General features: G+C 63.1%; 23 protein-coding genes. 16 read left to right on the plus strand and 7 right to left on the minus strand.

The window, feature by feature from the left end; all coding sequences use genetic code 11:
• From SOQ14_RS10880 to SOQ14_RS10900, 5 genes are all read left to right on the plus strand, one after another.
• A partial coding sequence (locus SOQ14_RS10880; RefSeq protein WP_322898140.1) for an IS66 family transposase occupies positions 1 to 329 on the plus strand: 329 nt, incomplete at its 5' end.
• Positions 242 to 580, plus strand: a complete 339-nt coding sequence (locus tag SOQ14_RS10885; RefSeq protein WP_322898141.1) for a CRISPR-associated endonuclease Cas1 — start codon at positions 242 to 244, stop codon at positions 578 to 580. The genes SOQ14_RS10880 and SOQ14_RS10885, both read left to right, overlap by 88 nt.
• 196 nt (positions 581 to 776) lie before the next feature.
• Positions 777 to 2,510: an ATP-dependent nuclease gene (locus SOQ14_RS10890; RefSeq protein ID WP_322898142.1), complete on the plus strand. Its 1,734-nt coding sequence runs from the start codon at positions 777 to 779 to the stop codon at positions 2,508 to 2,510.
• Positions 2,511 to 3,140: 630 nt separating this feature from the next.
• The gene (locus tag SOQ14_RS10895) at positions 3,141 to 3,479 is read left to right on the plus strand and encodes a hypothetical protein (protein WP_322898143.1); all 339 of its coding nucleotides are present in this window, start codon (positions 3,141 to 3,143) and stop codon (positions 3,477 to 3,479) included.
• Positions 3,479 to 4,243 carry a hypothetical protein gene (locus SOQ14_RS10900; RefSeq protein ID WP_322898144.1) on the plus strand — a complete coding sequence of 255 codons (765 nt, stop codon included), beginning with the start codon at positions 3,479 to 3,481 and terminating at the stop codon, positions 4,241 to 4,243. The genes SOQ14_RS10895 and SOQ14_RS10900 overlap by 1 nt, the downstream gene beginning before the upstream one ends.
• Before the next feature lie 267 nt (positions 4,244 to 4,510).
• Here SOQ14_RS10900 and SOQ14_RS10905 read toward each other — a convergent pair whose 3' ends face one another.
• On the minus strand, positions 4,511 to 5,419 hold the full coding sequence (locus SOQ14_RS10905; protein WP_322898145.1) for a hypothetical protein: 909 nt from the start codon (positions 5,417 to 5,419) through the stop codon (positions 4,511 to 4,513).
• 237 nt (positions 5,420 to 5,656) lie between these two features.
• On the opposite strand from SOQ14_RS10905, the gene bamD reads away from it, so the two are divergent.
• The 5 genes from bamD to SOQ14_RS10930 all read left to right on the plus strand — a co-directional run bounded on the left by bamD (position 5,657) and on the right by SOQ14_RS10930 (position 11,613).
• Positions 5,657 to 6,451: an outer membrane protein assembly factor BamD gene (gene bamD, locus SOQ14_RS10910; RefSeq protein WP_322898146.1), complete on the plus strand. Its 795-nt coding sequence runs from the start codon at positions 5,657 to 5,659 to the stop codon at positions 6,449 to 6,451.
• Positions 6,452 to 6,518: 67 nt separating this feature from the next.
• Complete coding sequence (gene recN / locus SOQ14_RS10915; RefSeq protein WP_322898147.1) at positions 6,519 to 8,186, plus strand: DNA repair protein RecN; 1,668 nt, start codon at positions 6,519 to 6,521, stop codon at positions 8,184 to 8,186.
• 148 nt (positions 8,187 to 8,334) lie between these two features.
• Positions 8,335 to 9,189: an alpha/beta hydrolase family protein gene (locus SOQ14_RS10920; protein WP_322898148.1), complete on the plus strand. Its 855-nt coding sequence runs from the start codon at positions 8,335 to 8,337 to the stop codon at positions 9,187 to 9,189.
• Between the two features lie 4 nt (positions 9,190 to 9,193).
• Positions 9,194 to 11,413 (plus strand): NAD-dependent DNA ligase LigA, encoded by a 2,220-nt coding sequence (gene ligA, locus SOQ14_RS10925; RefSeq protein WP_322898149.1) that lies wholly within the window; start codon positions 9,194 to 9,196, stop codon positions 11,411 to 11,413.
• On the plus strand, positions 11,410 to 11,613 hold the full coding sequence (locus SOQ14_RS10930) for a glycine zipper domain-containing protein (protein WP_527194250.1): 204 nt from the start codon (positions 11,410 to 11,412) through the stop codon (positions 11,611 to 11,613). The genes ligA and SOQ14_RS10930 overlap by 4 nt, the downstream gene beginning before the upstream one ends.
• A 166-nt stretch (positions 11,614 to 11,779) precedes the next feature.
• Here SOQ14_RS10930 and SOQ14_RS10935 read toward each other — a convergent pair whose 3' ends face one another.
• Together SOQ14_RS10935 and SOQ14_RS10940 are read right to left on the minus strand one after the other, a co-directional pair.
• Positions 11,780 to 12,709, minus strand: coding sequence for a 50S ribosomal protein L11 methyltransferase (locus SOQ14_RS10935; RefSeq protein WP_322898151.1), 930 nt, complete (start codon positions 12,707 to 12,709; stop codon positions 11,780 to 11,782).
• A 1-nt stretch (position 12,710) separates the two neighbouring features.
• Complete coding sequence (locus tag SOQ14_RS10940; RefSeq protein ID WP_322898152.1) at positions 12,711 to 13,436, minus strand: SDR family NAD(P)-dependent oxidoreductase; 726 nt, start codon at positions 13,434 to 13,436, stop codon at positions 12,711 to 12,713.
• A 107-nt stretch (positions 13,437 to 13,543) separates the two neighbouring features.
• Here SOQ14_RS10940 and sdhC point away from each other — a divergent pair, with 107 nt between their 5' ends.
• From sdhC to sdhA, 3 genes are read left to right on the plus strand one after another with little or no spacing between them, the layout of a single operon-like run.
• Entirely contained in the window at positions 13,544 to 13,924 is a 381-nt protein-coding gene (gene sdhC / locus SOQ14_RS10945; protein ID WP_322898153.1) for a succinate dehydrogenase, cytochrome b556 subunit, read from the plus strand.
• Between the two features lie 12 nt (positions 13,925 to 13,936).
• Positions 13,937 to 14,323 (plus strand): succinate dehydrogenase, hydrophobic membrane anchor protein, encoded by a 387-nt coding sequence (gene sdhD / locus SOQ14_RS10950; protein WP_322898154.1) that lies wholly within the window; start codon positions 13,937 to 13,939, stop codon positions 14,321 to 14,323.
• Complete coding sequence (gene sdhA, locus SOQ14_RS10955) at positions 14,323 to 16,191, plus strand: succinate dehydrogenase flavoprotein subunit (protein ID WP_322898155.1); 1,869 nt, start codon at positions 14,323 to 14,325, stop codon at positions 16,189 to 16,191. The genes sdhD and sdhA overlap by 1 nt, the downstream gene beginning before the upstream one ends.
• Here the strand turns inward: sdhA and SOQ14_RS10960 are convergent.
• Genes SOQ14_RS10960 through ypfJ form a run of 4 tightly spaced genes read right to left on the minus strand, consistent with a single transcriptional unit; the run spans position 16,185 to position 18,304 of the window.
• Positions 16,185 to 16,799, minus strand: a complete 615-nt coding sequence (locus tag SOQ14_RS10960; protein WP_322898156.1) for a restriction endonuclease — start codon at positions 16,797 to 16,799, stop codon at positions 16,185 to 16,187. The two genes, sdhA and SOQ14_RS10960, sit on opposite strands and share 7 nt — an antisense overlap.
• A gap of 54 nt (positions 16,800 to 16,853) precedes the next feature.
• Positions 16,854 to 17,144, minus strand: coding sequence for a type II toxin-antitoxin system RelE/ParE family toxin (locus SOQ14_RS10965; RefSeq protein WP_322898157.1), 291 nt, complete (start codon positions 17,142 to 17,144; stop codon positions 16,854 to 16,856).
• Entirely contained in the window at positions 17,144 to 17,392 is a 249-nt protein-coding gene (locus SOQ14_RS10970; RefSeq protein WP_322898158.1) for a type II toxin-antitoxin system ParD family antitoxin, read from the minus strand. The genes SOQ14_RS10965 and SOQ14_RS10970 overlap by 1 nt, the downstream gene beginning before the upstream one ends.
• Before the next feature lie 51 nt (positions 17,393 to 17,443).
• A complete protein-coding gene (ypfJ, locus tag SOQ14_RS10975; RefSeq protein ID WP_322898159.1) occupies positions 17,444 to 18,304 on the minus strand; it encodes a KPN_02809 family neutral zinc metallopeptidase in 861 nt (286 codons plus the stop codon).
• Positions 18,305 to 18,422: 118 nt separating this feature from the next.
• Between ypfJ and SOQ14_RS10980 the strand changes: the two genes are divergently transcribed.
• From SOQ14_RS10980 to guaB, 3 genes are all read left to right on the plus strand, one after another.
• Entirely contained in the window at positions 18,423 to 19,190 is a 768-nt protein-coding gene (locus tag SOQ14_RS10980) for a 3-hydroxybutyrate dehydrogenase (RefSeq protein WP_322898160.1), read from the plus strand.
• Positions 19,187 to 20,716 (plus strand): M20/M25/M40 family metallo-hydrolase, encoded by a 1,530-nt coding sequence (locus tag SOQ14_RS10985; RefSeq protein WP_322898161.1) that lies wholly within the window; start codon positions 19,187 to 19,189, stop codon positions 20,714 to 20,716. The genes SOQ14_RS10980 and SOQ14_RS10985 overlap by 4 nt, the downstream gene beginning before the upstream one ends.
• A gap of 107 nt (positions 20,717 to 20,823) precedes the next feature.
• Positions 20,824 to 22,278, plus strand: a complete 1,455-nt coding sequence (gene guaB, locus SOQ14_RS10990; RefSeq protein ID WP_322898162.1) for an IMP dehydrogenase — start codon at positions 20,824 to 20,826, stop codon at positions 22,276 to 22,278.
• Positions 22,279 to 22,401 lie beyond the last annotated feature (123 nt).

Raw genomic sequence — 22,401 nt, forward strand, 5'->3', positions numbered from 1 at the left:
GCGCCAAGGCCAAGCTCGGCGAAGCGATCAGCTACGCCCTCAAACGCTGGGATGGCCTGACGCGCTTCCTCGACGATGGACGCATCGATCTCGACAACAACGCCGTTGAGCGCGCCATCCGTCCGCTCGCCTTGGGCCGCAAGAACGCCCTGTTCGCCGGCTCCGACGAGGGTGGCGACAACTGGGCGGTGATCGCCACGCTCATCGAAAACTGCAAGCTCACCGGCATCAACCCACACACATGGCTGGCCGCGACGCTCACCAGGCTCGCCAATGGCCACCCCGCATCGCGGATAGACGAGCTCACCCCACACGCTCATGTGGCCTGAGAACACCGCTTACGATCGAAGCCATCGCTGAGGGATATGATCTCACCATCGGGATCATGCACAACAGCAAGCGAGGCAGTCACGCATGGGCGCTCGACATGATCGAATTGGAGCGCTCAGCTGTGGACGTGAAAATCCTGCAATTCGTGCGCGACCATACCTTTGCCCCGGCTGATTTCATTCTGCGCAAAGATGGCTGTTGCAGGCTTTCACCGCAGCTTGCACGGGTGGTGGCAGAATTGAATTCCTAGCTACTCGGAAAAACTGCTATTCGGCTGGCGAAGCCCTGCCGAACCATAACATTCTAAAGTATAGAATTTTATTTGTTGCCATCGCTATTGCATTCGTAAATGCCAGCATTCGTTGATTGCGATACGCAGCGCAACCGTAAATCCTTGATCTAGACGCTTAGGTAAGAAGTTGAGCAATTTAATTGCGGAGTAGAAAATGGCTAGCAACAATCCAACTCACTCCGTTGCCGCCCTTGAACGGCCAAGGTTGGCGTTTGAGGCCATCACCTTTTCGGATGGGTCGACTCTATCCTTCGAAGACGACGACATTGTTGTATTCGTTGGCCCTAACAACGCTGGCAAGAGTGCAACACTTCGAGAAATGGAGGCTATGGTGGCGAGGACGCAGCCAGGCGTAATTGTGCACTCAGCTAGCTTGAAGAAAACGGGAGATTCCGCCTCACTACGAGCTTATCTAGATCTTCACTCTCAAAAGTCGCAGTCCGGCGGTGAATTGCGATACGGAGGTATCGGATTCAATATCTATCATAACCAAATTTCGTGGTTCGATAACCCTAGTGACAGGCATCCTGTCGCGCCGTTCTTTGCAAAAAGGCTGGCGACTGAGACACGAATTCAAGATTCTGATGCGGCGAGTGCAATTGCGCTTTTTAGCGATGCGCCGACACATCCGATCCATACGCTTCTAATGGATGAGAAGCTTGCTGCTGAGGTGAGCGCAAAATTTAGGCACGCTTTTGGAGCTGACCTGATCCCGTTTCGGGCAGGTGGGGGCAATTTCCCTCTTTACGTTGGTGAAAAGCCAAAGCTCGCGTCCGGAAAAGACGAACTCTCGCGCGAATTTGTGGAGGAGCTTCAGCGCACCAGCGTCCAACTCGATAGTCAGGGCGACGGCATGAGAAGTTTCGCCGCCGTGCTTTTGCATATCCTTGCGGCTAGCCATCATTCAATCCAGTTTTTGGATGAGCCGGAAGCCTTCCTTCATCCACCTCAAGCGAGACTGTTGGGGAAATACATTGCAGAGGGACGACGCACCAAGTCTCAGCTTTTTATTGCGACGCACAGCACTGATATTCTTGACGGCCTTATCGAAGGTGGTTCGGATAAAGTACGCATAATACGAATCCGTCGTGAGGGCAAAATCAATCGTGTTAAAGAACTGAGCAAAAGCCAAACTCAGGCCGTCGCTAAAGATACTCTGACCCGCTTTTCAAAGGTATTCGATGGCATCTTTTTTGAGCATGTAATAGTGTGTGAATCCGACGCCGACTGCATGTTCTATCAAGCAATTCTCAATCTGCCCTCTATCTCTGGAGAGCGTCGTCCCGACGTGCTTTTCGTCCACACGGCTGGCAAACATCGGATGTCGAAATTGGCAGACACCCTAAGGGCGCTAGACGTCCCCGTTTCGGTTATCGCCGACATCGACGCCTTGAACGACGAAACCACTTTCAAGACTTTGGTCGAGAAGCTTGGTGGGACGTGGTCTGAGTTACGCCCTCATTGGCAGTCAGTTTACAATTCCGTCCTGAGCCAGAGGCCTCCTCTGAATGCTACTCAAGTGAAAGGCATGATTGGCGACTTGATCGATGATGTGGCCGGCACGGATGAATTTCCGCGAGCTAAAGAGAACGAAATCAAGAGAGTTTTCAAGACGGTTTCGCCTTGGAGCGCTCTCAAGCAGAGCGGTCGTCGCGGACTTCCAAGTGGAGAGCCGACTATACAATATGATCAGCTTGCCGAAAAATGCGCTGCGATCGGACTTTGGATCGTGCCTGTCGGAGAGTTGGAAGGATTCTGCCAATCCCTAGGCTCCCATGGGCCGGGGTTTGTCGAAAAAGTTTTGGAAACTAGAAATTTGGAAACGGATGCTGAGCTGGCAGAAGCTCGAGATTTTGTTGGCAGAATTTGGCAGCGCGGACGCACTTAGTGGTCGAAGCAAAATCAAGACGCGGGCAAATTGAAGGATCTTGATCGATTAGCTGCCCTTCGCTCGCTAGAGGCATCTCCGCTTCGATGAGTCCTTGTTAGTAGGCCAGCCGTTCAAGTTTCGACAAAATCGGCCTTTCCAGCCCGAACCCTACGTTCTCTGATCCTGAAACGTGCAACAGGTGTGGTCAGATCGAACTCTTTCCGCTCTTATCGCTATACCCCCCGGGTCAAGCCCGGGGCGACGGTTGGGTGAGGGGCGATCTCGGAGAGGGTGCTGCCGGGCAGGGCCGGGGCGCAGAAGGTTAATGCTGTCAGTCCGGCGAGCAGTTAGCCGAAGGCGGTCTAATGGCCGCGGCTTTGGCGCGGCTGGTTTTTCATTCTTCTAGCCTCACGCTGGACGATGGTGCCACATTGAAGATCAATTGAGATCATCAAAGTCCGTATTTTGAGTTAGGGGTATGTTTGCTAAGCATCTGAGGTATAAGGGCAAGCTGTAGCGCAGGGGGCGTCGGCTCTGTTTCAAAGTGGTTTTCATCAGACCGTCTCGGAAGTCTTGGCAACGCCAAAGCTGATTCAGGACTCGATGACTTGGCGTGACAAGGGGCACGGCGACTATAGCACCTGTGACATGAAGGTAATCGCACCGAGCAGTCCGGTTTGGAACCTGCGCCTCGCCATGACGGCTCATGTTCGAAAGCTTCCGAGGAAATGCACGTTCTCGCTGATCTATGGTCAGCGGATTTTTGCATTGGACGTTAACCCGGCACGGATGCACAATAATCAGACGGGGGAGGTGGTCGACGTGACGCATTGGACTAAATGGCCTTGTGACATTGCCGAACGTGACAATCGCGACTTGTACCATGTGCAATGGTTCAACGATTTCCTTCGCCGCGCAAATATCACATTCCATGGCATCTATGAGAGGCCGCCCTACCTTCCCGAGCAAGACAGGTTGTTTGACTGATGTCCAATACTATTGGCGACCGCATTCTTCACGAGAGCATTTGCCGCCTAACTCGTGTCTTCAAAACAGAGCAGGGCTACGAAGTTGAGCTCCCGCAGGTTTATCATACCGGTCACGCAGTGATGGTCGTCGTAAGCCCGTCGCAGAACGGTTTCATAGTACACGATAATAGTTATGCGGCAATGTTGCTTTCATCGCGTGGGGTACGGATCACCCCAAAGCTCGCTGAATCGCTTGCGCCGCAGGTGAGCGCCTATGGTTGTGAAATCGAGGATTTCCGGGTGAAAAGGGCATGTGTGGATGCCGATCAGCTAGGCTTTGTTATGTCCACCGTAGGTTGCGCGTCGCGTCTCGTCGCTGATCTTCTTTTGAAGTCCGAACTTGCGCCCATGAGAGACTTCAAGTCTTCAGTTATCAGCCAAGTGTTAGACACTGTCGGTCCAGCCCGAGTGCGAACGAATGAAGAAGTGAATGGACACCTAGGAAGTCGCTATAGGGTCTCAGCGGTAGTTCTGGACATTCAGCAGGCGTATCCAATCGCCTTTATCGAACCAATTGCTGACCGCGAGGCGATAGCTCGCCGCTTCAAGCAATTCTACGATTTGGCAAGGACAACGGAATTTGAATCTGTACAGAGGGTGGCAGTGTATGATGACACCCAGCCCATATCATCGGGCGATGCGCTCTTGATGGGCGAGGTTGGCAACCTCGTGCGTTTTCGCGATGCCGCAGTGCGGTTCAGAGAATGGAGCACTATCCAGTAAACCGTCGCCGGTCGTAGAACGGACATATAGACCGAAGTGCTTTATGGCCACGGCAAAGCCGCGGCCACAACGTCGAACCGGTTCACCCCTCGCTGACGCTTCGGGGCGACCCGCCCGCCGTGGGCGGTGATGCGATGGCGCGCACCGGCTTTCAGCGTGGCCTTAACTGCGCAAACGCCTGCGCTGCGCGCCTTCACCCTAGCTCGCCCCTCCACCACCTGCGGTGGTTCCCCTCCCCTGAAGGGGAGGATTAGCGCGCCTCACCCCCTAAAGATCAAACCCCTCATCCTTCAGCGTCCACGCCGTCCTTGGCGGCACAGGGGGCTTCGGCTGGCGGTAGGACCAGCCCTCGGGCGGGTGGTGGCTTGGCGCCCCGGCCCCCTGATCCTCGCCCTTTTCAGCGCCCAGCCGCAACCGCTCCGGCGGGTCGAAGTGATCGCGAGGCGCATGCCATGTCACATCGAGCACGTCGCGCGTCTTGGCATCGGCGTTCATCGCGTCGAGATCACGGTCGCGCAGGGACAGGAAATGCGCCCAGGCCGCGCGGGTTTCCTCGCTGAGAGCGGCCCAACGGTGTTCGGCTTCGTATTGAAAGCGCAGCCGGATCGCCTCGACCTTGCGATCAATATTGGCGCGCACCTCTTCGGCAGAAACCTGGCGCTGCTCGCTCTCCCATTCGGCGCGCCATTCTTTCTTGAGCCGTTCAAGCTCGGCCTTGCCGACCGCATTCAGCCCCTTCGGCCCGCCGCCGGCCGCGAAGCGCTCGGGCGCGCGGTTGCGCAGGATGAACATCAGCAGCCGGTCATTATAGCGCCGCCGCGTGCCGACGAGCTTGCCGTAGGAATAGAGCGGCTCTTCCACGCCGTTCAGCGCGCGGTCCATCACCACATCCTCGATCCGCTGCACGCCGAGCTGGAGCGCGGCCTCCCACGCGGCGCGAAAGCCTTCGGCGCCGGGCTGGCGGCGCAGCGCGTAGACCCCGCGCTGTGCCATGTCGACGGCCTTGCACGCCGCCTCGACCGAGCCGGTATCGGCAAGCGCGGCGATGAAGTCGCGCTGGCGCTCGGGCGTCCAGCCATCGTGGCGGGTGGAGCGGCGCGGGACGGGGGTGAAGCGGGGCAGCTCGCCTGCTGGCACAGGCAGCCGGGTGGTCTGGGGCTTGGCGCGTCTGGTCATGGCGCGGGAAGTGGAACACAAAACGGGCGAGTAGGAAAATGTCGGGGAGGGGCCTGACGTCCCGCGCCGTTCCGCGTTTGCTGGCGCAAACGCTCCATGCGACCCGTGACGTCGAACGGGTCGAAAAGTCGACCCGCCGGCCGGGCTTCCGCCTCTCATGCCCAAGCCTTCGGCATTGGGCATAGGGCATCAGCCTTCACTTGGCGTTCAGCGCGCAAGGCTTTATAGGCCTGCGGCATGACACGTCAGCTTCCCAAGCGCCTCGCGCACGCCGCCCTTCTCGGGGCACTCCTTGCCACCACCACGGCCTGCGGCGGCGGCAAGGCGCAGAAGGATGTCGCCTTTGTCGCGCGCGATGTGGAGACGCTCTACGCCGAAGCGCAGCGGCGGCTGGATCGCGGCAACACGCTGATGGCGGCGGGCCTGTTCGACGAGGTTGAGCGTCAGCACCCCTATTCGCCGTGGGCGCGCCGCGCCCAGCTGATGAGCGCGTTCAGCTATTACATCGCCAAGGATTACAACAAGGCGATCCAGAATGCGCAGCGCTTCCTGTCGGTGCACCCCGGCAACAAGGATGCGCCCTATGCCTATTACCTGATCGCGCTCAGCTATTACGAGCAGATCAGCGATGTGAACCGCGATCAGAAGATCACCGAACAGGCGCAGACCGCGCTCGAGGAAGTGAACCGCCGTTTCCCGCAAACCGAATATGCCGCCGATGCGCGGCTCAAGCTCGATCTGGTGGCCGATCACCTGGCGGGCAAGGAAATGGAGATCGGGCGGCTCTATCAGCGTTCGGGCCAGTGGCTTGCGGCCGCGATCCGCTTCCGCAACGTGATCGAGAAATACGACACCACCAGCCACACCGCCGAAGCGCTCTATCGTCTGGCGGAAAGCAATCTGGCGATTGGCGTCCCCGAAGAAGCGGTGAAGTACACCGCCGTGCTGGGCGCCAATTACCCCGGCAATCCGTGGTATGAACGCGCCTACAAGCTGATCCAGAAGCACGCCCCGGATGTGCAGCCCGGCTGAGGCCTGTTCATAGGCGCTGCCATCACAGGTGACGCGCCGTTGCGCTTGGGCTAAGGCTCTGGCTCTCATGCTGACCCGGCTTTCGATCCGCAACATCGTCCTTATCGAAGCGCTCGACCTCGTGTTCGCGCGCGGGCTTGGCGTGCTCACCGGCGAGACCGGAGCGGGCAAATCGATCCTGCTCGATGCGCTTGGGCTGGTGCTGGGAGACCGCGCGGAAAGCAGCCTAGTGCGCAGCGGCGAGGACACGGCGAGCGTATCCGCCAGCTTCGAATTCGCCGCGCTGCCCGCCGCTGTCGCGCTCACACTCGATGAAGCCGGGATCACGATCGAACCGGGCGAGCCGCTGATCATCCGCCGCCTGATCAAGGCCGATGGCGGATCAAAGGCTTTCATCAATGATCAGGCCGCCAGCGTCGCCCTGCTGCGCGAGATTGCGCCCGCGCTGGTTGAACTGCACGGCCAGCACGATGATCGCGGCCTCGTCAACCCGCGCGGGCACCGGCTGCTGCTCGATCGCTATGCCGGGACGGACCTTGCCGCGCTGGAACGGCGCTACGCGGCCTGGGCCAAGGCCGAGGCGCAGCTGGCCGAAGCGCGCGATGCCGTGGCCGCGGCCAAGGCGGATGAAGACCTGCTGGTCGCCCATCTTGCCGAACTGGTCGCGCTCGAACCGCAGGCGGGCGAGGAAGCGCGCCTCGCCGGGATCCGCGCCGATATGCAGAAGGGCGAGAAGCTGGCGAGCGATCTCGAAGGCCTGCGCCATATCTGGGAAGGCTCGGATTCGCCGCTCGCTGCCTTGCGGGTCGCGGCGCGGAAGCTCGACCGCATTGCCGATCAGCATGCGCTGCTCGCCGAAGCGCTCGCCGCGCTGGATCGCGCGGTGATCGAGGCGAGCGAGGCCGAAGACAGGCTGACAGTCGCAGCCGAGGCGCTGCTCCACGATCCGCTCGAACTCGAACGCGCCGAAACCCGGCTGTTCGAACTGCGGGCCGCCGCGCGCAAGCACCGCTGCGAGGTGGATGATCTGCCCGATCTGATGCGGCAGATGCGTGCGCAGCTTGATGCCATCGAAGGCGGCGAAGCGCAGCTCGATGCGCTCGAAGCCGCTGCCCGCGAAGCGCGCGCCGAATATGTCGCGCTGGCCGAAGCCGCGCACGCGGCGCGGATCGAGGCGGCGGCGCGGCTGGACAGCGTGGTCGCGGCCGAACTCGCCCCGCTCAAGCTGGATGCCGCGCGGTTCCGCACGGCGGTGACGCAGCTTCCCGAAGAGCGCTGGAATGCGAGCGGGATGAGCGCAGCCGAATTCCTCATCGCCACCAATCCCGGTGCGGATTTCGCACCCCTCACCAAGATCGCGAGCGGCGGGGAACTGTCGCGCTTCATCCTCGCGCTCAAAGTCGCGCTCGCCGAACAGGGCGGGGCGGCGACGATCATCTTCGACGAGATTGATCGCGGAGTCGGCGGCGCGGTGGCGAGCGCGATTGGCGAACGCCTCGCACGGCTGGCTGCGCAGGAAGGGCAATTGCTGGCGGTGACGCACTCGCCGCAAGTCGCCGCGCGCGGACGCCAGCATTACATGATTGCCAAGGCCTCATCGGGCATGGTGACGAAAACCAGCGTGGTGCTGCTGGATGATGAAGGGCGGCGGCAGGAAATTGCCCGGATGCTGTCTGGCGCGGAAGTCACGCCCGAAGCCCGCGCGCAGGCAGACCGCCTGCTGGAGGGGGTGTAATGGGGAACGAGCAGACCGCACATTTAGCCCCCTCTTCCTTAGAGGAGGGGGAGTCATGATGGCGTTCGGACAAAGCCCCCTCCTCGTCAGAGGAAAAGGTTGGGGGTGGTTAGGGCCAATCCTCCTGCTTGCAACAGCCTGCACTCCGATGGCGCCCGTCAGCCAGCCGTCCCCTGCACCGGTGCAGCCGAACACGGCGCTGTTCGGAACCGATGCCAATCTCGCCGCGTCGGCTCCGCAAGCGATCCTGCGCTATGCCGATCACCCGCGCGGCTTTGCCGAATTGCGGCTGCCGGAGGGCACAGGCCCGTTCCCGCTCGCGGTGATCTATCACGGCGGCTGCTGGACAACCGGGATCGCCAGCCAAGCCTACATGGCCCCGCTCGCGACCCGCTGGCAGCAACTCGGGATTGCGACGCTCAATGTCGATTATCGCGAGGTCGGGGATGACGGCGGCTGGCCGGGTTCCTTCGCCGATTGGGCGGCATCGGCCAAGCTGATCGACACGGTTGCGGCGCGTCACCCGATTGATCGCGCGCGGATCACGCTGGTCGGCCATTCGGCAGGGGCGCTGCCCGCGCAATGGCTCGCGATGCAGCAAGGCGCTGATGGCCCGCTGGGCACCCGCACACCGATCACGGCCCGCGCTGCGATCGTGCTCGACGGGCCGGGCGATGTCGCCGCTGAACGGGACGCTTTTGACAGGCTGTGCCAGTTTGCCGCGGTCGATCCCTTCATCGGCGGCGCGCCGCAGCAATTCCCCGAACGCTACAAGGCCATTTCGCCCGCGACTGCCGCGCCGCGACTGGCCGAGCTGCTGTTCGTGCAGGCAAGGTTGCCCGATCCCTCCGCCACGACCCGGGCGGCGATGGCGGCCGGCGGGGCCAAGGTGATGGTCCGTGCCAATCCGGGGGCAAGCCATTTTGCCATCATCACCCCCGGCCATGCGGCCTATGCGGCGAACGAACCTGCCATGCTGGCGGTGCTGAAGGGTGAAGACTAGGCAGATGAGCGATCCTGCAACCCTTTCGGAGGCCGAGGCCGCCAATCAACTGATGCGCCTCGCCCGCGCCATCGCGAAGCATGATCGGCTTTACCATGCGGAAGACTCGCCGGAGATTTCCGACGCCGAATATGACGCGCTGGTCCGCCGCAATGCCGAACTCGAAGCCGCCTTTCCGCATCTGATCCGGGATGACAGTCCGTCGCGCAAGGTTGGCCACGCCATCGCCGCCTCGCCGCTCGGCAAGGTGGCGCACGAGGTTCGGATGATGAGCCTCGACAACGCCTTTTCGCCCGAGGAAGTCGCTGATTGGCTGGCGCGGATGCGGCGCTTTCTCAACCTGCCCGAAAACGAGCCGCTGGCGGTGACCACCGAGGACAAGATCGACGGGCTTTCGTGCTCGCTACGCTACGAGAATGGCGTGTTGGTGCGCGCCGCGACGCGTGGTGATGGACAGGTGGGCGAGGATGTGACGGCCAATGTCCAGTTCATCGATGATATTCCGAAAGACCTCCGTTCGTCTCGCGCGCAGTCGAGAGACCTGTTCGGAGAGGGCGTCTCGACTTCGCTCGACGCGAACGGGGTTTGGGATGGGCCCGCCATCTTCGAGGTGCGCGGGGAGGTCTATATGGAAAAACAGGCCTTTACCGCACTCAATGCTGCGCAGCATGAAGCGGGCGGCAAGATCTTCGCCAACCCGCGCAATGCGGCGGCGGGGAGCTTGCGGCAGAAGGATGCGAGTGTCACAGCCAGGCGCCCCTTGCGCTTCTGGGCGCATGGCTGGGGTGCGGCGAGCGAGGTGCCGGGGGCGACCCAATCCGAGGTCGTGGAGCACTTGCGCGCATGGGGCTTCCCGGTCTCGCCGCTGTTCGCGCGCGTGGTCGGCGGGGCGGATGCGCTGGTGGCGCGTTTCCATGCCATCGGCGCGGCGCGGCCCGATCTGCCCTATGACATCGACGGCGTCGTCTACAAGCTCGATCGGCTCGACTGGCAGGAGCGGCTGGGCTTTGTCGCCAAGGCCCCGCGTTGGGCGCTCGCGCACAAGTTCCCGGCCGAGCGCGCCGAAACCGTGGTGCAGGGGATCGACATTCAGGTCGGGCGGACGGGCAAGCTGACTCCGGTGGGCCGGCTCGCGCCCGTGTTGGTCGGCGGGGTGACCGTCACCAATGTGACGCTCCACAACCGCGACGAGATTGCACGGCTGGGCCTGCGCGTCGGCGACCGCGTGGTGATCCAGCGCGCGGGCGATGTGATCCCGCAGGTGGTCGAGAACCTCACCCGCGACGAACCGCGCCCGGCCTTTCCCTTCCCCGATCACTGCCCCGAATGCGGCAGCGAGGCCGTGGCCGAGGAAGGCGAGGTCGATGTCCGCTGCACCGGTGGGCTGATCTGCCCCGCGCAGCGCACCCAGCGTCTCGAACATTTCGTTAGCCGCAAGGCGCTCGATATCGAAGGGCTGGGCGAGAAGACCATCGCGCAGTTCTTCGCGCTTGGCTGGCTCGAAAGCCCGGCGGATATCTTCCGCTTGCGGGAGCGGCGCAGCGAGATCCTCGCGCTGGAGGGCTGGCAGGACAAGTCTGTGGATAACCTGTTGGCTGCGATCGAGGCCAAGCGCGCGCCCGATGCGGCGCGGCTGCTGTTCGGGCTGGGCATCCGCCATGTCGGCGAGGTGACGGCGCGGGATTTGATGAAGCATCTGCACGAACTGCCGGTGCTGCGGGCTTTGGCGATGTTTGCCAATGCGCCCCGCCTGCCGTTCGCCTCGAGCGAAGTCGAGAGGCAGATGCGCGAGCGTGTCTCGACGATGCTCGACACGAACGGGGATATGGCAGCACAGGCTCTCGGCGAGCTCACCGCCATCGACGGCATCGGCCCGAGCGTGGTGCAGGCGCTCGGCGATTTCTTCCACGAGCCGCATAATGTCGCGGTGTGGGAAGACCTGCTCGGGCAGGTCACCCCGCCGCGTTACGAGGTGAAGACCGTCGCCAGCCGGGTCGCGGGCAAGACCGTGGTGTTTACCGGCAAGCTCGAAACCATGAGCCGCGATGAAGCCAAGGCGCAGGCCGAGCGGCTGGGCGCGAAGGCGGCGGGTTCTGTCAGCCCGAAGACCGATCTGCTGGTTGCGGGGCCGGGCGCGGGATCGAAGCTCAAGAAGGCCGCCGAACTCGGGATCGAAGTGGTGGACGAGGCGGGCTGGGCGGCCATTGTGGCGGAGGCAGGATGAAAGACTTTTCTCCCGGGTCCGGTATTGCGATCGGGATGTCGCTGGGCCTCGTTTTCGGGCTGTTGTTTGACAATATCGGGCTGGGTCTTGCGCTGGGCGTAGCGCTGGGCGCCGGGATCGAGACGGCCAGCGGCGGATTGGGCGAGGCAGAAGCGGATGAGGACACCCGCGATGGGGGCGAGGATGAGGGCAAGTCTTAGCATCGCGCAGGCTGTTTTCGCCCTGCCGCGTAAGGCCTCAATGGGAATCTGCCGGGCCGGGCGGGGCGCGGACCCGCCTGCTCGAAACCGCCGCGGATGATCGCATCGCCAATATGGCCGCCTTCATCCGCCATGCGCTGGCATTGCTGGAAGAGGGGCTGCGCGCCTAGCGCGCGTGGCTCCATCCCCTCCGGCGCCGCAGCCACAAAATCGCCCAGTCGCCATTCTGGAGGCGCGCTGCCGGACGGAAGCCCGCGCGCCGCATCGCCTGCTTGACCGCCGCTTCCTGTTCACCCGCGAGCAATCCGGCGAGCAGCAGGCTCCCGCCCGGTGCCACCGCGCGGGCAAAATCCGGCGCCAGCTCCACCAGCGGCCCGGCGAGGATATTGGCGATCAGCAGATCATACGGCCCGCGCACCGTGATCAGCGGATCGTCCATGCCGTCAGCCACGATCATCACCGCCTCGCCTGCACGCGGGCCAAGGGGGATGGCGTTAAGAGCAGCGTTTTCCTCGACCACCGGCGCGCAGACCGGATCAATATCCGTGAGCGTGCACTTGGCATGGGGCCACAGCGCCAGCGCGGCAAAGCCGAGCAGCCCGGTGCCGGTGCCGATATCGGCGATGTTGCGCGCGATCAGCCCGCTCGCTTTCATGGTGCCGAGCATTTCGAGACAGCCCGCAGTGGTGCGGTGCTGGCCGGTGCCGAAGGCTTGCGACGCAGGGATGGTGAAGTCGATCGCTTGCGGGTCGGCGGGATATTCAGGTGTGTGAACGTGGAAGCGCCCGGCGCGGATCGGTGGGGTGCCTTGCTGGCTCAAGGTCACCCAGTCGGTCGGCGGGAGTTCCTCGATCACCACCTTGGGGGCCTTGCCCGTGAACAACCCTGCGAGCGCGGCTTTTTCGGCCTTGCCCGGCTTGCGCGGCAGCCACCCTTCGAGCACCCAGTCATCGGGCTGGTCTTCGGCAACTTCACGCCCGGCGATGACGAGGTCGGGGTCCCAATCCTCGATCAGATCATGCGCCAGCAGCGCGTCCTGTACGATCTTCTTGGGCGCGAAGAGCGAGAGCTTCCAGGTGGTGTCAGGAGAGGCCATCTTAGCGGACAAAGCTCGCGCCATTGGCGTCGATCACCGCGCCGGTCATGCTCGGCGGAGCATCGAGCGCGCAGAAGGTGATGATCGCGGCGATTTCCTCCGGCGTTGCCACCCGGCCCAGCGGAATGTCCGCCAGCAGGCCCGGCCCCCCGCGGCTGGCGAGATAATCATCCGCCATGCTGGTGTCGGTAAAGCCGGGGGTGACGGCAAAGCTGAGGATGCCGTCCTTGGCATAGGCGCGCGCGATGGTCTTGTGCATCGCGATCATCCCGCCCTTGGCTGCGGCATAATGCCAGTGCGCGGGGGAATCGCCGCGATAGGCGGCGCGGCTGGCGACATGGACAAGCCGCCCGGCAAAGCCGCGCTCCTGCCAGTGTAGCACCGCAAGGCGCGAAAGCTGCGCGGCGCTGGTGAGGTTGACCCGCAGGGTATCTTCCCACGCATCCAGCCATTCGAGACCTGACCGGTCGAGCCGGTTGGCTTCGAATCGCCCGGCGTTGTTCACCACAACGTCGATTGCGCCGCCTGCCATGTCGAGCGCCTGATCCCACAGATCCTGCACGCTCAGCGGATCGCCGAAATCAGCCGCGATGATCGGCGGCGCCCCCGCTGCGGCTGGTTGCGTGCGCGAGGCATGGCCAATCACCGCTGCGCCTCTGGCGGCGAGCGCAGCCAGTGCAGCCCTGCCAATTCCCCGGCTTGATCCCGTGACAAGAATGTGTCCCATGCAATGCCCTATCCAAAACTTTGCAAGACTTGTCGAGCGCAAGGGCGCTTGCCAGACGCGCGGCCTTCGCTAAGTGGGAAGCAACAAGGGGATCATTCAAGGTGACCATGAAGACACGACCGCTTTCTCCGCATTTGCAGATCTGGCGCTGGGGCCCGCATATGCTGGTCTCGATCCTGCACCGCGCGACGGGCGATGGCATGGCGCTGGTCGGCCTTGGTGTTTTGGTGTGGTGGCTTGGTGCGCTGGCGAGCGGGCCCGAAGCCTATGCGACGTTCCAGGCTGCCATGGGTTCGCCCATCGGGCTGGTGGTGCTGGTCGGGCTTTCATGGGCCTTTTTCACGCACCTGATGAGCGGCCTGCGCCACTTCGTGCTCGATATTGGCGCGGGATACGAACTCACCACCAATCGTTTCTGGTCGATTGCCTCACCGGCAATCGCGGTGCTGCTGACCATGGCCTTCTGGGCCGTGATGCTGACCAAGTAGGGCAAGCGAGACATGGGTAACGGAACTTCGATTGGCCGGGTGCGCGGCCTTGGTTCGGCGCATCACGGCGCGCATCACTGGTTGGTGCAGCGCACCACCGCGATCGGCAATGTGGTGCTGATGGCGTGGTTGCTCATCAGCTTCGTGATGCTGGGCGATTTCGGTTATGACAGCGTCGCCAAGTGGCTGACCCAGCCGGTCGCCGCAGTGCCGATGATCCTGCTGGTGATCAGCCTGTTCTGGCACGCCCGGCTCGGACTTCAGGTCGTGACCGAGGATTACGTCCACGACACCGGCACCAAATTCGCCGTGCTTTCGGCGCTCAATCTTGCAACCATCGGCGGCGGCGCTTTTGCGATTTTCAGCGTGGCCGCACTCGCATTCGGAGGTCAGGCCTGATGGCTACCGCAGCAGCACCCGGCACCGCCAATGATGTCGGCGGCGCGCACCTGAAGGGCGCTTACAAGATCATCGATCACACTTATGATGTCGTCGTTGTAGGGGCAGGCGGATCGGGCCTGCGCGCGACCATGGGCGCAGCCGAAGCGGGTCTCAGGACGGCTTGCATCACCAAGGTCTTCCCGACCCGCTCGCACACCGTGGCGGCGCAGGGCGGGATCGCCGCCTCGCTCGGCAATAACAGCCCCGATCACTGGACCTGGCACATGTACGACACCGTCAAGGGGTCGGACTGGCTGGGCGATCAGGACGCGATCGAATATCTCGCGCGTGAGGCGCCTGCGGCGGTGTATGAACTCGAGCACGCGGGCGTGCCGTTCAGCCGCAACGCCGATGGCACGATTTATCAGCGTCCGTTCGGCGGCCACATGCAGAACATGGGCGCTGGCCCGCCGGTGCAGCGCACCTGCGCCGCGGCCGACCGCACCGGCCACGCCATGCTCCACGCGCTGTATCAGCAGAGCCTGAAGTATGACGCGGACTTCTTCATCGAATATTTCGCGCTTGATCTGATCATGTCGGAAGTGGGCGGGGTGAAGCAGTGCGTCGGCGTAATGGCGATGTGCCTTGACGATGGCACGATCCATCGCTTCCGCGCGCAGAGCGTGGTGCTGGCGACCGGCGGCTATGGCCGCTGCTATTACACCGCGACTTCGGCCCACACCTGCACCGGCGACGGCGGCGGGATGGTGTTGCGCGCCGGGCTCCCCTTGCAGGACATGGAATTTGTCCAGTTCCACCCTACCGGCATCTACGGCGCGGGCGTGCTGATCACCGAAGGCGCGCGCGGGGAGGGGGGCTATCTCACCAACTCCGAAGGCGAGCGCTTCATGGAGCGTTACGCGCCGTCGGCGAAGGATTTGGCGTCGCGTGACGTGGTGTCGCGTTCGATGGCGCTGGAAATGCGCGAAGGGCGCGGTGTCGGGCCGGAAGGCGATCACATCTACCTGCACCTTGATCACATTGATCCCAATGTGCTGGCGCAGCGTCTGCCGGGCATCACCGAAAGCGGCAAGATCTTCGCGGGTGTTGACCTGACCCGTCAGCCGCTCCCTGTCACCCCGACGGTGCATTACAACATGGGCGGCATTCCGTGTAACTATCACGGGCAGGTCGTGACGCTGGGGCCGGATGGCAACCCGGATACCGTGATCCCCGGCCTCTATGCCGTGGGCGAGGCGGCCTGCGTGTCGGTCCACGGGGCGAACCGCCTCGGCTCGAACTCGCTGATCGATCTCGTGGTGTTTGGCCGGGCGACCGGGCATCACCTGCGCGACAATCTGGTGCCCAATGCCAAGCAGCCCGAACTTCCGGCCGACAGCGCCGACCTCGCGCTGACCCGGCTCGATCACTTCCGCTATGCGCAAGGCGGCTCGCCCACCGCGCAGATCCGGGCGGAGATGCAGAAGGCGATGCAGAAGCACTGCGCCGTGTTCCGCGACCAGAAGCTGATGGACGAAGGCGTGGCCAAGCTGGCCGAGCAGAACAAGCGGATGGAGGATATCCACGTCACCGACAAGTCGCTGATCTGGAACTCCGACCTGATTGAAACGCTCGAACTCGACAACCTCATGGCGCAGGCCAACGTGACGATGGCGTCGGCCGCCAACCGCAAGGAAAGCCGCGGCGCCCACGCGCACGAGGACTACCCCGATCGCAACGACAAGGAATGGATGAAGCACACCATCGCCTGGTTCGACGGCTGGGGCGGCCGCGGCAGCAACAGCCGCATCGATTACCGTCCGGTGCACGAATACACCCTGACCGACGATATCGAGTATATCGAGCCCAAGGCGCGCGTTTATTGATCTTTGGCGCTACTCGCTAGAGCTTCGATCCATTCGGCGATAGCTTTGCCGTTTCGAAGCTCTAGTCGGGTGGGCATATATCCGGCAAATTCACCGTCAGTGGCCAGTATCTCTGGAGCGAAGTCGGACGTGGTCGTGACATAGCCCTTTGAAGCAGCTCTGTCGTGCTGGATGACATGTAGCATGGCCCTGATGTCATCGTGCCGGACCAGATTGCCTTCACTAAAGGCTTTTGCTTGATCGAGGACCCTCAGAGAGAACTGGCCACGCTTTGTGGCAATAACGTCACGTCCGCGATCCCCGCTCCGGGGTGTGAGGATTACCTCATCGAATCCCGCGCGATCGTAGCACGCCGCCAGGAACTCCTCGAAGCGAGTTGGATGCTTCGAAAACTCGAAAAGAAATTTCGGATCGCGTTTCAGATGCTCTGCGATTTCAATCCATGGCTGGTGGAGGTGCCTTATGATTGTACCTTCGGACACGGTGCTTGAATGCAAAGTAACGGATGTCTGCAACAGCAGCTCCGGTCCGCCATTCTCCTGCTTGAACGCCCGAGTTGCTGGGCGCTGCTGGCCAAGACCTAGCCCTAGTCCAAGCCCCATACTCATCTTGATGCTCCAATCATGCGTCAGTCGACCGAGTTCTCGCTTCTTGCACCGTTGCTAATCGAGCAATTCGCCCACATCCATGCGGTTGTGGAGGATCCTTACGACCTCGACTGCGCCGTCGCCGACGACATAGAAGATCAGGTGCTCTCCGCTGGCGGCCTTGCGGAAGGTGCCGTGCTTGCTGTGATATTCGGGATAGCTGGAAGGAAAGTCGGTGATCCCGCCGAAGCGGGCGTTGATCGCCGCAAGGTAGCTGTCCGCCTGTTCAATGCCCCACCTGTCCGCCGTGTCCGACCAGATGTTTGCCAGGTCGCGCCGCGCACTGGGCAAGACGATCAGGCGCATCAGTCAGCCTTGTAATCGGCGTGCATCTCGCGAAGGAAATCGTCGAAGTCGAACTCTTCGGCGGGTCCGCTATCCAGTCCCTCCTGCAGTGCTGCATCAAGGGCTTCTATGCGCTTCTCCCGCTCCTCCGCCCGTCGCAAGGCGTCGCGAACCACTTCGCTGATGGTCGCAAACTGCCCCGATTCCACCTTGCGGCGGGCGTAGGCTTCAAAGTGTTCGCCGAGCACGATCGAGGTGTTCTTTCCCATGCCCTAGACGTTACCAGAACATGGTAACACGCGCAATCAGGCAGCGGCGCCTCACAGATTATCGGTATAGGTGTTGCAGGCGTTGGGGTCGGCACGGCTGAGCCCGCGGCGAAGCGCTGCCATGCGCTGCTCGCTGGTGCCATGGGTGAAGGCTTCGGGATTGATCGCGCGGCCCGATCCCTGCATCAGCGCATCATCGCCGATCGCGCTTGCCGCCATCATCCCCGCTTCGAGATCGCCGGGTTCGAGCAAGTCGCGGTTGGCACCTGCCCACACACCGGCAAGGCAATCGGCCTGCAATTCCATCGCCACCTGCATCCGGTTGGCTGCGGCCGGATTGGCCTGCTGGGCCTCCCGGATTTGCCGGTTGATCCCGGTGATGTTCTGGATGTGGTGGCCATATTCGTGCCCGATCACATAAAGCCGCGCGAAGTTTCCGCGCGCGCCCGACATTCGCGCGAGCTGATCGAAGAAGGTCGTATCGAGGTAGATGCCCTGATCCGCCGGGCAGTAGAACGGCCCCGCCGCCGAAGAGGCATTGCCGCAGCCCCGCGTCGCGACCGGGCCGGAAGGATAGAGCACCAGCTCAGGTTGTTCGAAGCGCACATTGCTGCGGGCAAACACCGGCTCCCAGGTGCGGTTGAGACTGGCGAGCGCGGCGCAGGCCTCGGTGGCATAGGCGCTGGAGGAGCACAGCTCATCCTCGCTGATGGCGGCCCGGGCATTGTCGGCGGGCAACTGCTGCTGCACGCCTTCGATCATGCCGATGGTCTGCATCGGATCGACCCCGAACACCACAGCCGCGATCAGCGCGATCACAAGCGTGCCGCATCCGAGCCCGCCTGCGGCACCGCCACCCCCGCCGCCGCCGCGCACCTTGATTTCCGAGGTGTCGAATGGCCCCAACCGCATGATTTTCGCCTCCCTTGCCGCACATCCGGGATCGATGCGTAATTTGCTGGACAGTCGCCCCTTGCGCGGCAAAAGCCTCTTCCCAGCAAGGTCATCACAGGTGCAGGAGTCGGACCCAATGCTCAAGAGCCAAATGCTGGCAGGCAAGCGCGCTCTCGTCACGGGATCGACTTCGGGCATTGGCCTTGCGATTGCCCGCGCGCTGGCGGCGGAAGGCGCGCAGGTCGTGCTCAACGGGCTGAGCGACCCGGGCGAGATCGCCGCCCTGTGCGCCGAACTGGGCGCGACCTATCACGGCGCCAATCTGATGCAGCCCGGCGAAATCGCGGGGATGATGGCAGAGGTTGGCCCGGTTGATATCCTTATCAACAATGCCGGGATGCAACATGTCGCGCCGGTCGAGGATTTCCCGCCGGAAAAGTGGGATGCGATCATCGCGCTCAACCTGTCCGCCGCCTTCCACACCACGCGGCTTGCCGTGCCGGGGATGAAGGCGAAAGGCTGGGGACGGATCATTGCGACCGCCAGCGCCCATTCGCTCACCGCCTCGCCCTATAAAAGCGCTTATGTTGCGGCCAAGCACGCGATGGCGGGCTTCACCAAGACGATCGCGCTTGAACTCGCGACCCACGGCATCACCGCCAATTGCATCTCGCCGGGCTATGTCTGGACCCCGCTGGTCGAAAACCAGATCCCCGATACGATGGCTGCGCGCATAATGACCCGCGAACAGGTGATGCATGATGTGCTGCTCGCCAAGCAGCCGACCAAGCAATTCATCCAGCCCGAAGATGTCGCCGCGCTCGCGGTGTTCCTGTGCGGGGATGCCGCACGCGGGATCACCGGCGCGAATTACAGTATCGACGGGGGGTGGACCGCCGAATGAGCCGGGCATCGGGGCGCTTGCTGGGTCTGGCCGCGCTGCTGCTGGCGCTGGCCGGGTGCATGCGCGCCATGCCGGGCATCGTGCCCCCTGCCGAGCGCGCCGCCATCGCCGCGCGGCTGCTCAATGATGTGACCATTCTGGCGAGCGATGAATTCGGCGGGCGCAAGCCCGGCACGATCGGTGAGGCGCGCACGCTGGCCTATCTGACCGGGCGGATGCAGGAAATCGGGCTGGTATCGGGCACCAATGATCCCGGCAGTGCATGGCGCGCGCCGGTCGAGCTTGTCTCGACCTTGCCGCAAGCGAGCCGGCTCGCCTTCACCATCGGCAGGCGCACGGTGGTGATCCCGCCTGAGGCCGGCTTCGCAATCACCCCGCGGCGCCGTGAACTTGCGCAGGGCGGGCCGGATACCGGTGCACAGGTGTGGTTTGCTGGAGCCAATCCCGCAGCGCTCAGCGATGCACAGGTTGCTGGCGCCATCATCATTGTGACCGATGCCAAGGGCACGGACGATGCCCTGCGCAGCGCCCTGTTTGCCCGCAATGCCGGTGCGGTGCTGACTGTGGTGTCCGACAAGGCGGCGCTGGCCAAGCTGCGCGCGCAAAATGACGAAGAACGCGTCCGCATCGTCAATGACGCTGCCAACACCCTGAGCGCCTTCATGACCGAGGCGGAACTGGTGCGAGTGCTGGGTGAAGCGCGTTGGCGCGATCTGATGCTGGCCTCGGGCACAGGTGATTTCGTGCCCTTGGCGCTTGATATCGGGGTCAGCATCGAGGCGACCTCGCAGCGGCGCGAATTCGTCAGCCACAATCTGATCGGGATGATCCCCGGCAAGGCCCCCGATGGCGCGGCGGTGTTGCTGATGGCGCATTGGGATCACCTTGGCGAATGCGGCCCGCCCGAGGCGGCTGATCGCATCTGCAAGGGCGCGGTCGACAATGCGAGCGGGCTTGCTGTCATGCTCGAACTGTCACGCCGCCTCAAAGCCGGCCCGCCACTTGATCGCGATATCTATGTGCTCGCCACCACCGCCGAGGAAACCGGCTTGCTCGGTGCGCGGGCCTTCGCAGCGAGCCCGCCGATCCCTCTCGATCGCTTTGTCGCGGCCTTCAATTTCGACAATGTGGCGGTCGCCCCGGCGGGCGCCCCGGTCGGGATTGTCGGGCGCGGCCGCGCCCCGTTCGAACCGCTGGTGATCGAACACCTCACCAAGACCAAGCGCATGCTCGGCAATCGCGACTTTGCCGACAGCTTCCTGCAACGGCAGGATGGCTGGGTGCTGCTGCAACAGGGCGTGCCTGCGGTGCTGGTGTCGAGCGCTTTTGCCGGGCGCGAGGCCTTGGGCCCGTTTCTCGCGCGCGATTACCACCGTCCGTCGGACACGGCCGAGCAGATCGAACTGGGCGGGGCGATTGATGATCTTTTGCTGCACGAGGCCGTGATCCGCCAGATTGCCGACCCTGCTCGCTACCAACCGGCACCGCTTTTGGCCGCGCCTGCACAGGCGAGCCCCGCACCCTAGCCCCGCACCCTAGCCTTTGTCACAAAGCGCGGTTACATGGGCCGCCACGAATCTCTCCGCATCAGCCGCGCATCAGACGCGGCGCGCAAATTGTGAAAGTGGCAGCTATGGATATCCCTCTCGGTTTGACCTTCGATGATGTGCTGCTGCGCCCGGCGGAAAGCAGCGTGCTGCCGAGCATGGCCGACACCCGCACGCGGCTGACGCGCGACATCGCGCTCAACATTCCGGTGCTTTCGGCGGCGATGGACACCGTGACCGAGGCCGACATGGCAATTGCCATGGCGCAGCTGGGCGGTATCGGGGTGCTGCACCGCAATCTCGAAGTGGCCGAACAATGCGCCGCTGTCCGCGCGGTCAAGCGCTATGAAAGCGGCATGGTGGTCAACCCGATCACCATCGGCCCGGATGCGACTTTGGGCGAAGCGCGCGCATTGATGCAGCAACACCGCATCAGCGGCATTCCGGTGACGGATAATTCCGGCAAACTCGTTGGCATTCTGACCAACCGCGACGTGCGCTTTGCCGAAAACCCGCTCCAGCCGGTGCGCGAGCTGATGACGACGGAGAATCTCGCCACCGTCTCGCTCGGCACGTCGCAGGAAGACGCGCGCCGCCTGCTGCACCATCGCCGCATCGAAAAGCTGCTGGTGGTGGACGAGGCTTACAAGTGCATCGGCCTGATCACCGTCAAGGACATCGAAAAGGCCGTGACCTATCCCAACGCAACCAAGGATGCCGCCGGGCGGCTGCGGGTTGCTGCGGCGACCACCGTGGGCGAGGCAGGCTTTGCCCGCACCGAAGCGCTGGTCGATGCCGAAGTCGATGTCATCGTGATCGACACCGCGCATGGCCACAATATCGAAGTCGCCCGCGCGGTTGAGCGGGTGAAGAAGCTTTCCAATGCAGTGCAGGTGATCGCGGGCAATGTCGCGACGGCAGAGGCCACCCGTTCGCTGGTCGATGCCGGGGCTGATGCGGTCAAGGTCGGGATCGGGCCGGGCTCGATCTGCACCACGCGCGTGGTCGCAGGTGTCGGTGTGCCGCAATTGACCGCGATCATGGAAAGCGCCGCCGAAGCCGCCAAATCGGGCGTGCCAGTGATTGCCGATGGCGGCTTGCGCACCTCGGGCGATGCCGCCAAGGCGCTGGCGGCAGGCGCGTCGAGTGTGATGATCGGATCGATGCTGGCGGGCACCGCCGAAAGCCCGGGCGAAGTGTTCCTCTATCAGGGGCGCAGCTACAAGGCCTATCGCGGCATGGGTTCTGTTGGCGCGATGGCGCGTGGTTCGGCCGACCGCTATTTCCAGCAGGATGTTTCGGCCTTGAAGCTCGTGCCCGAAGGCATCGAAGGGCAAGTGCCGTTCAAGGGCCCCGCAGCCGATGTGGTTCACCAGTTGGTGGGCGGGATCAAGGCCGCGATGGGCTATACCGGCTCGGCCACGATCCGCGACTTGCAGGAGCGCGCGCAATTTGTGCGCATCACCAATGCGGGTCTTTCGGAAAGCCATGTCCACGATGTCGCCATCACCCGCGAGGCTCCCAATTACCCGACGCGCTGAGCGCGGGCTCACGTCTCCCCTCTTCTTGAGAGGAGGGGCGCGAGGCTTGGCGGCTTGCCGCCTGGTCGCAGCGGGGTGGTGTGTGCCGGGGCGCATGAGCCTGCGGCATGCGCAACCACCCCC

The sequence above is a fragment of the Erythrobacter epiphyticus genome (genome assembly GCF_034653295.1).
Taxonomy (GTDB): domain Bacteria; phylum Pseudomonadota; class Alphaproteobacteria; order Sphingomonadales; family Sphingomonadaceae; genus Erythrobacter.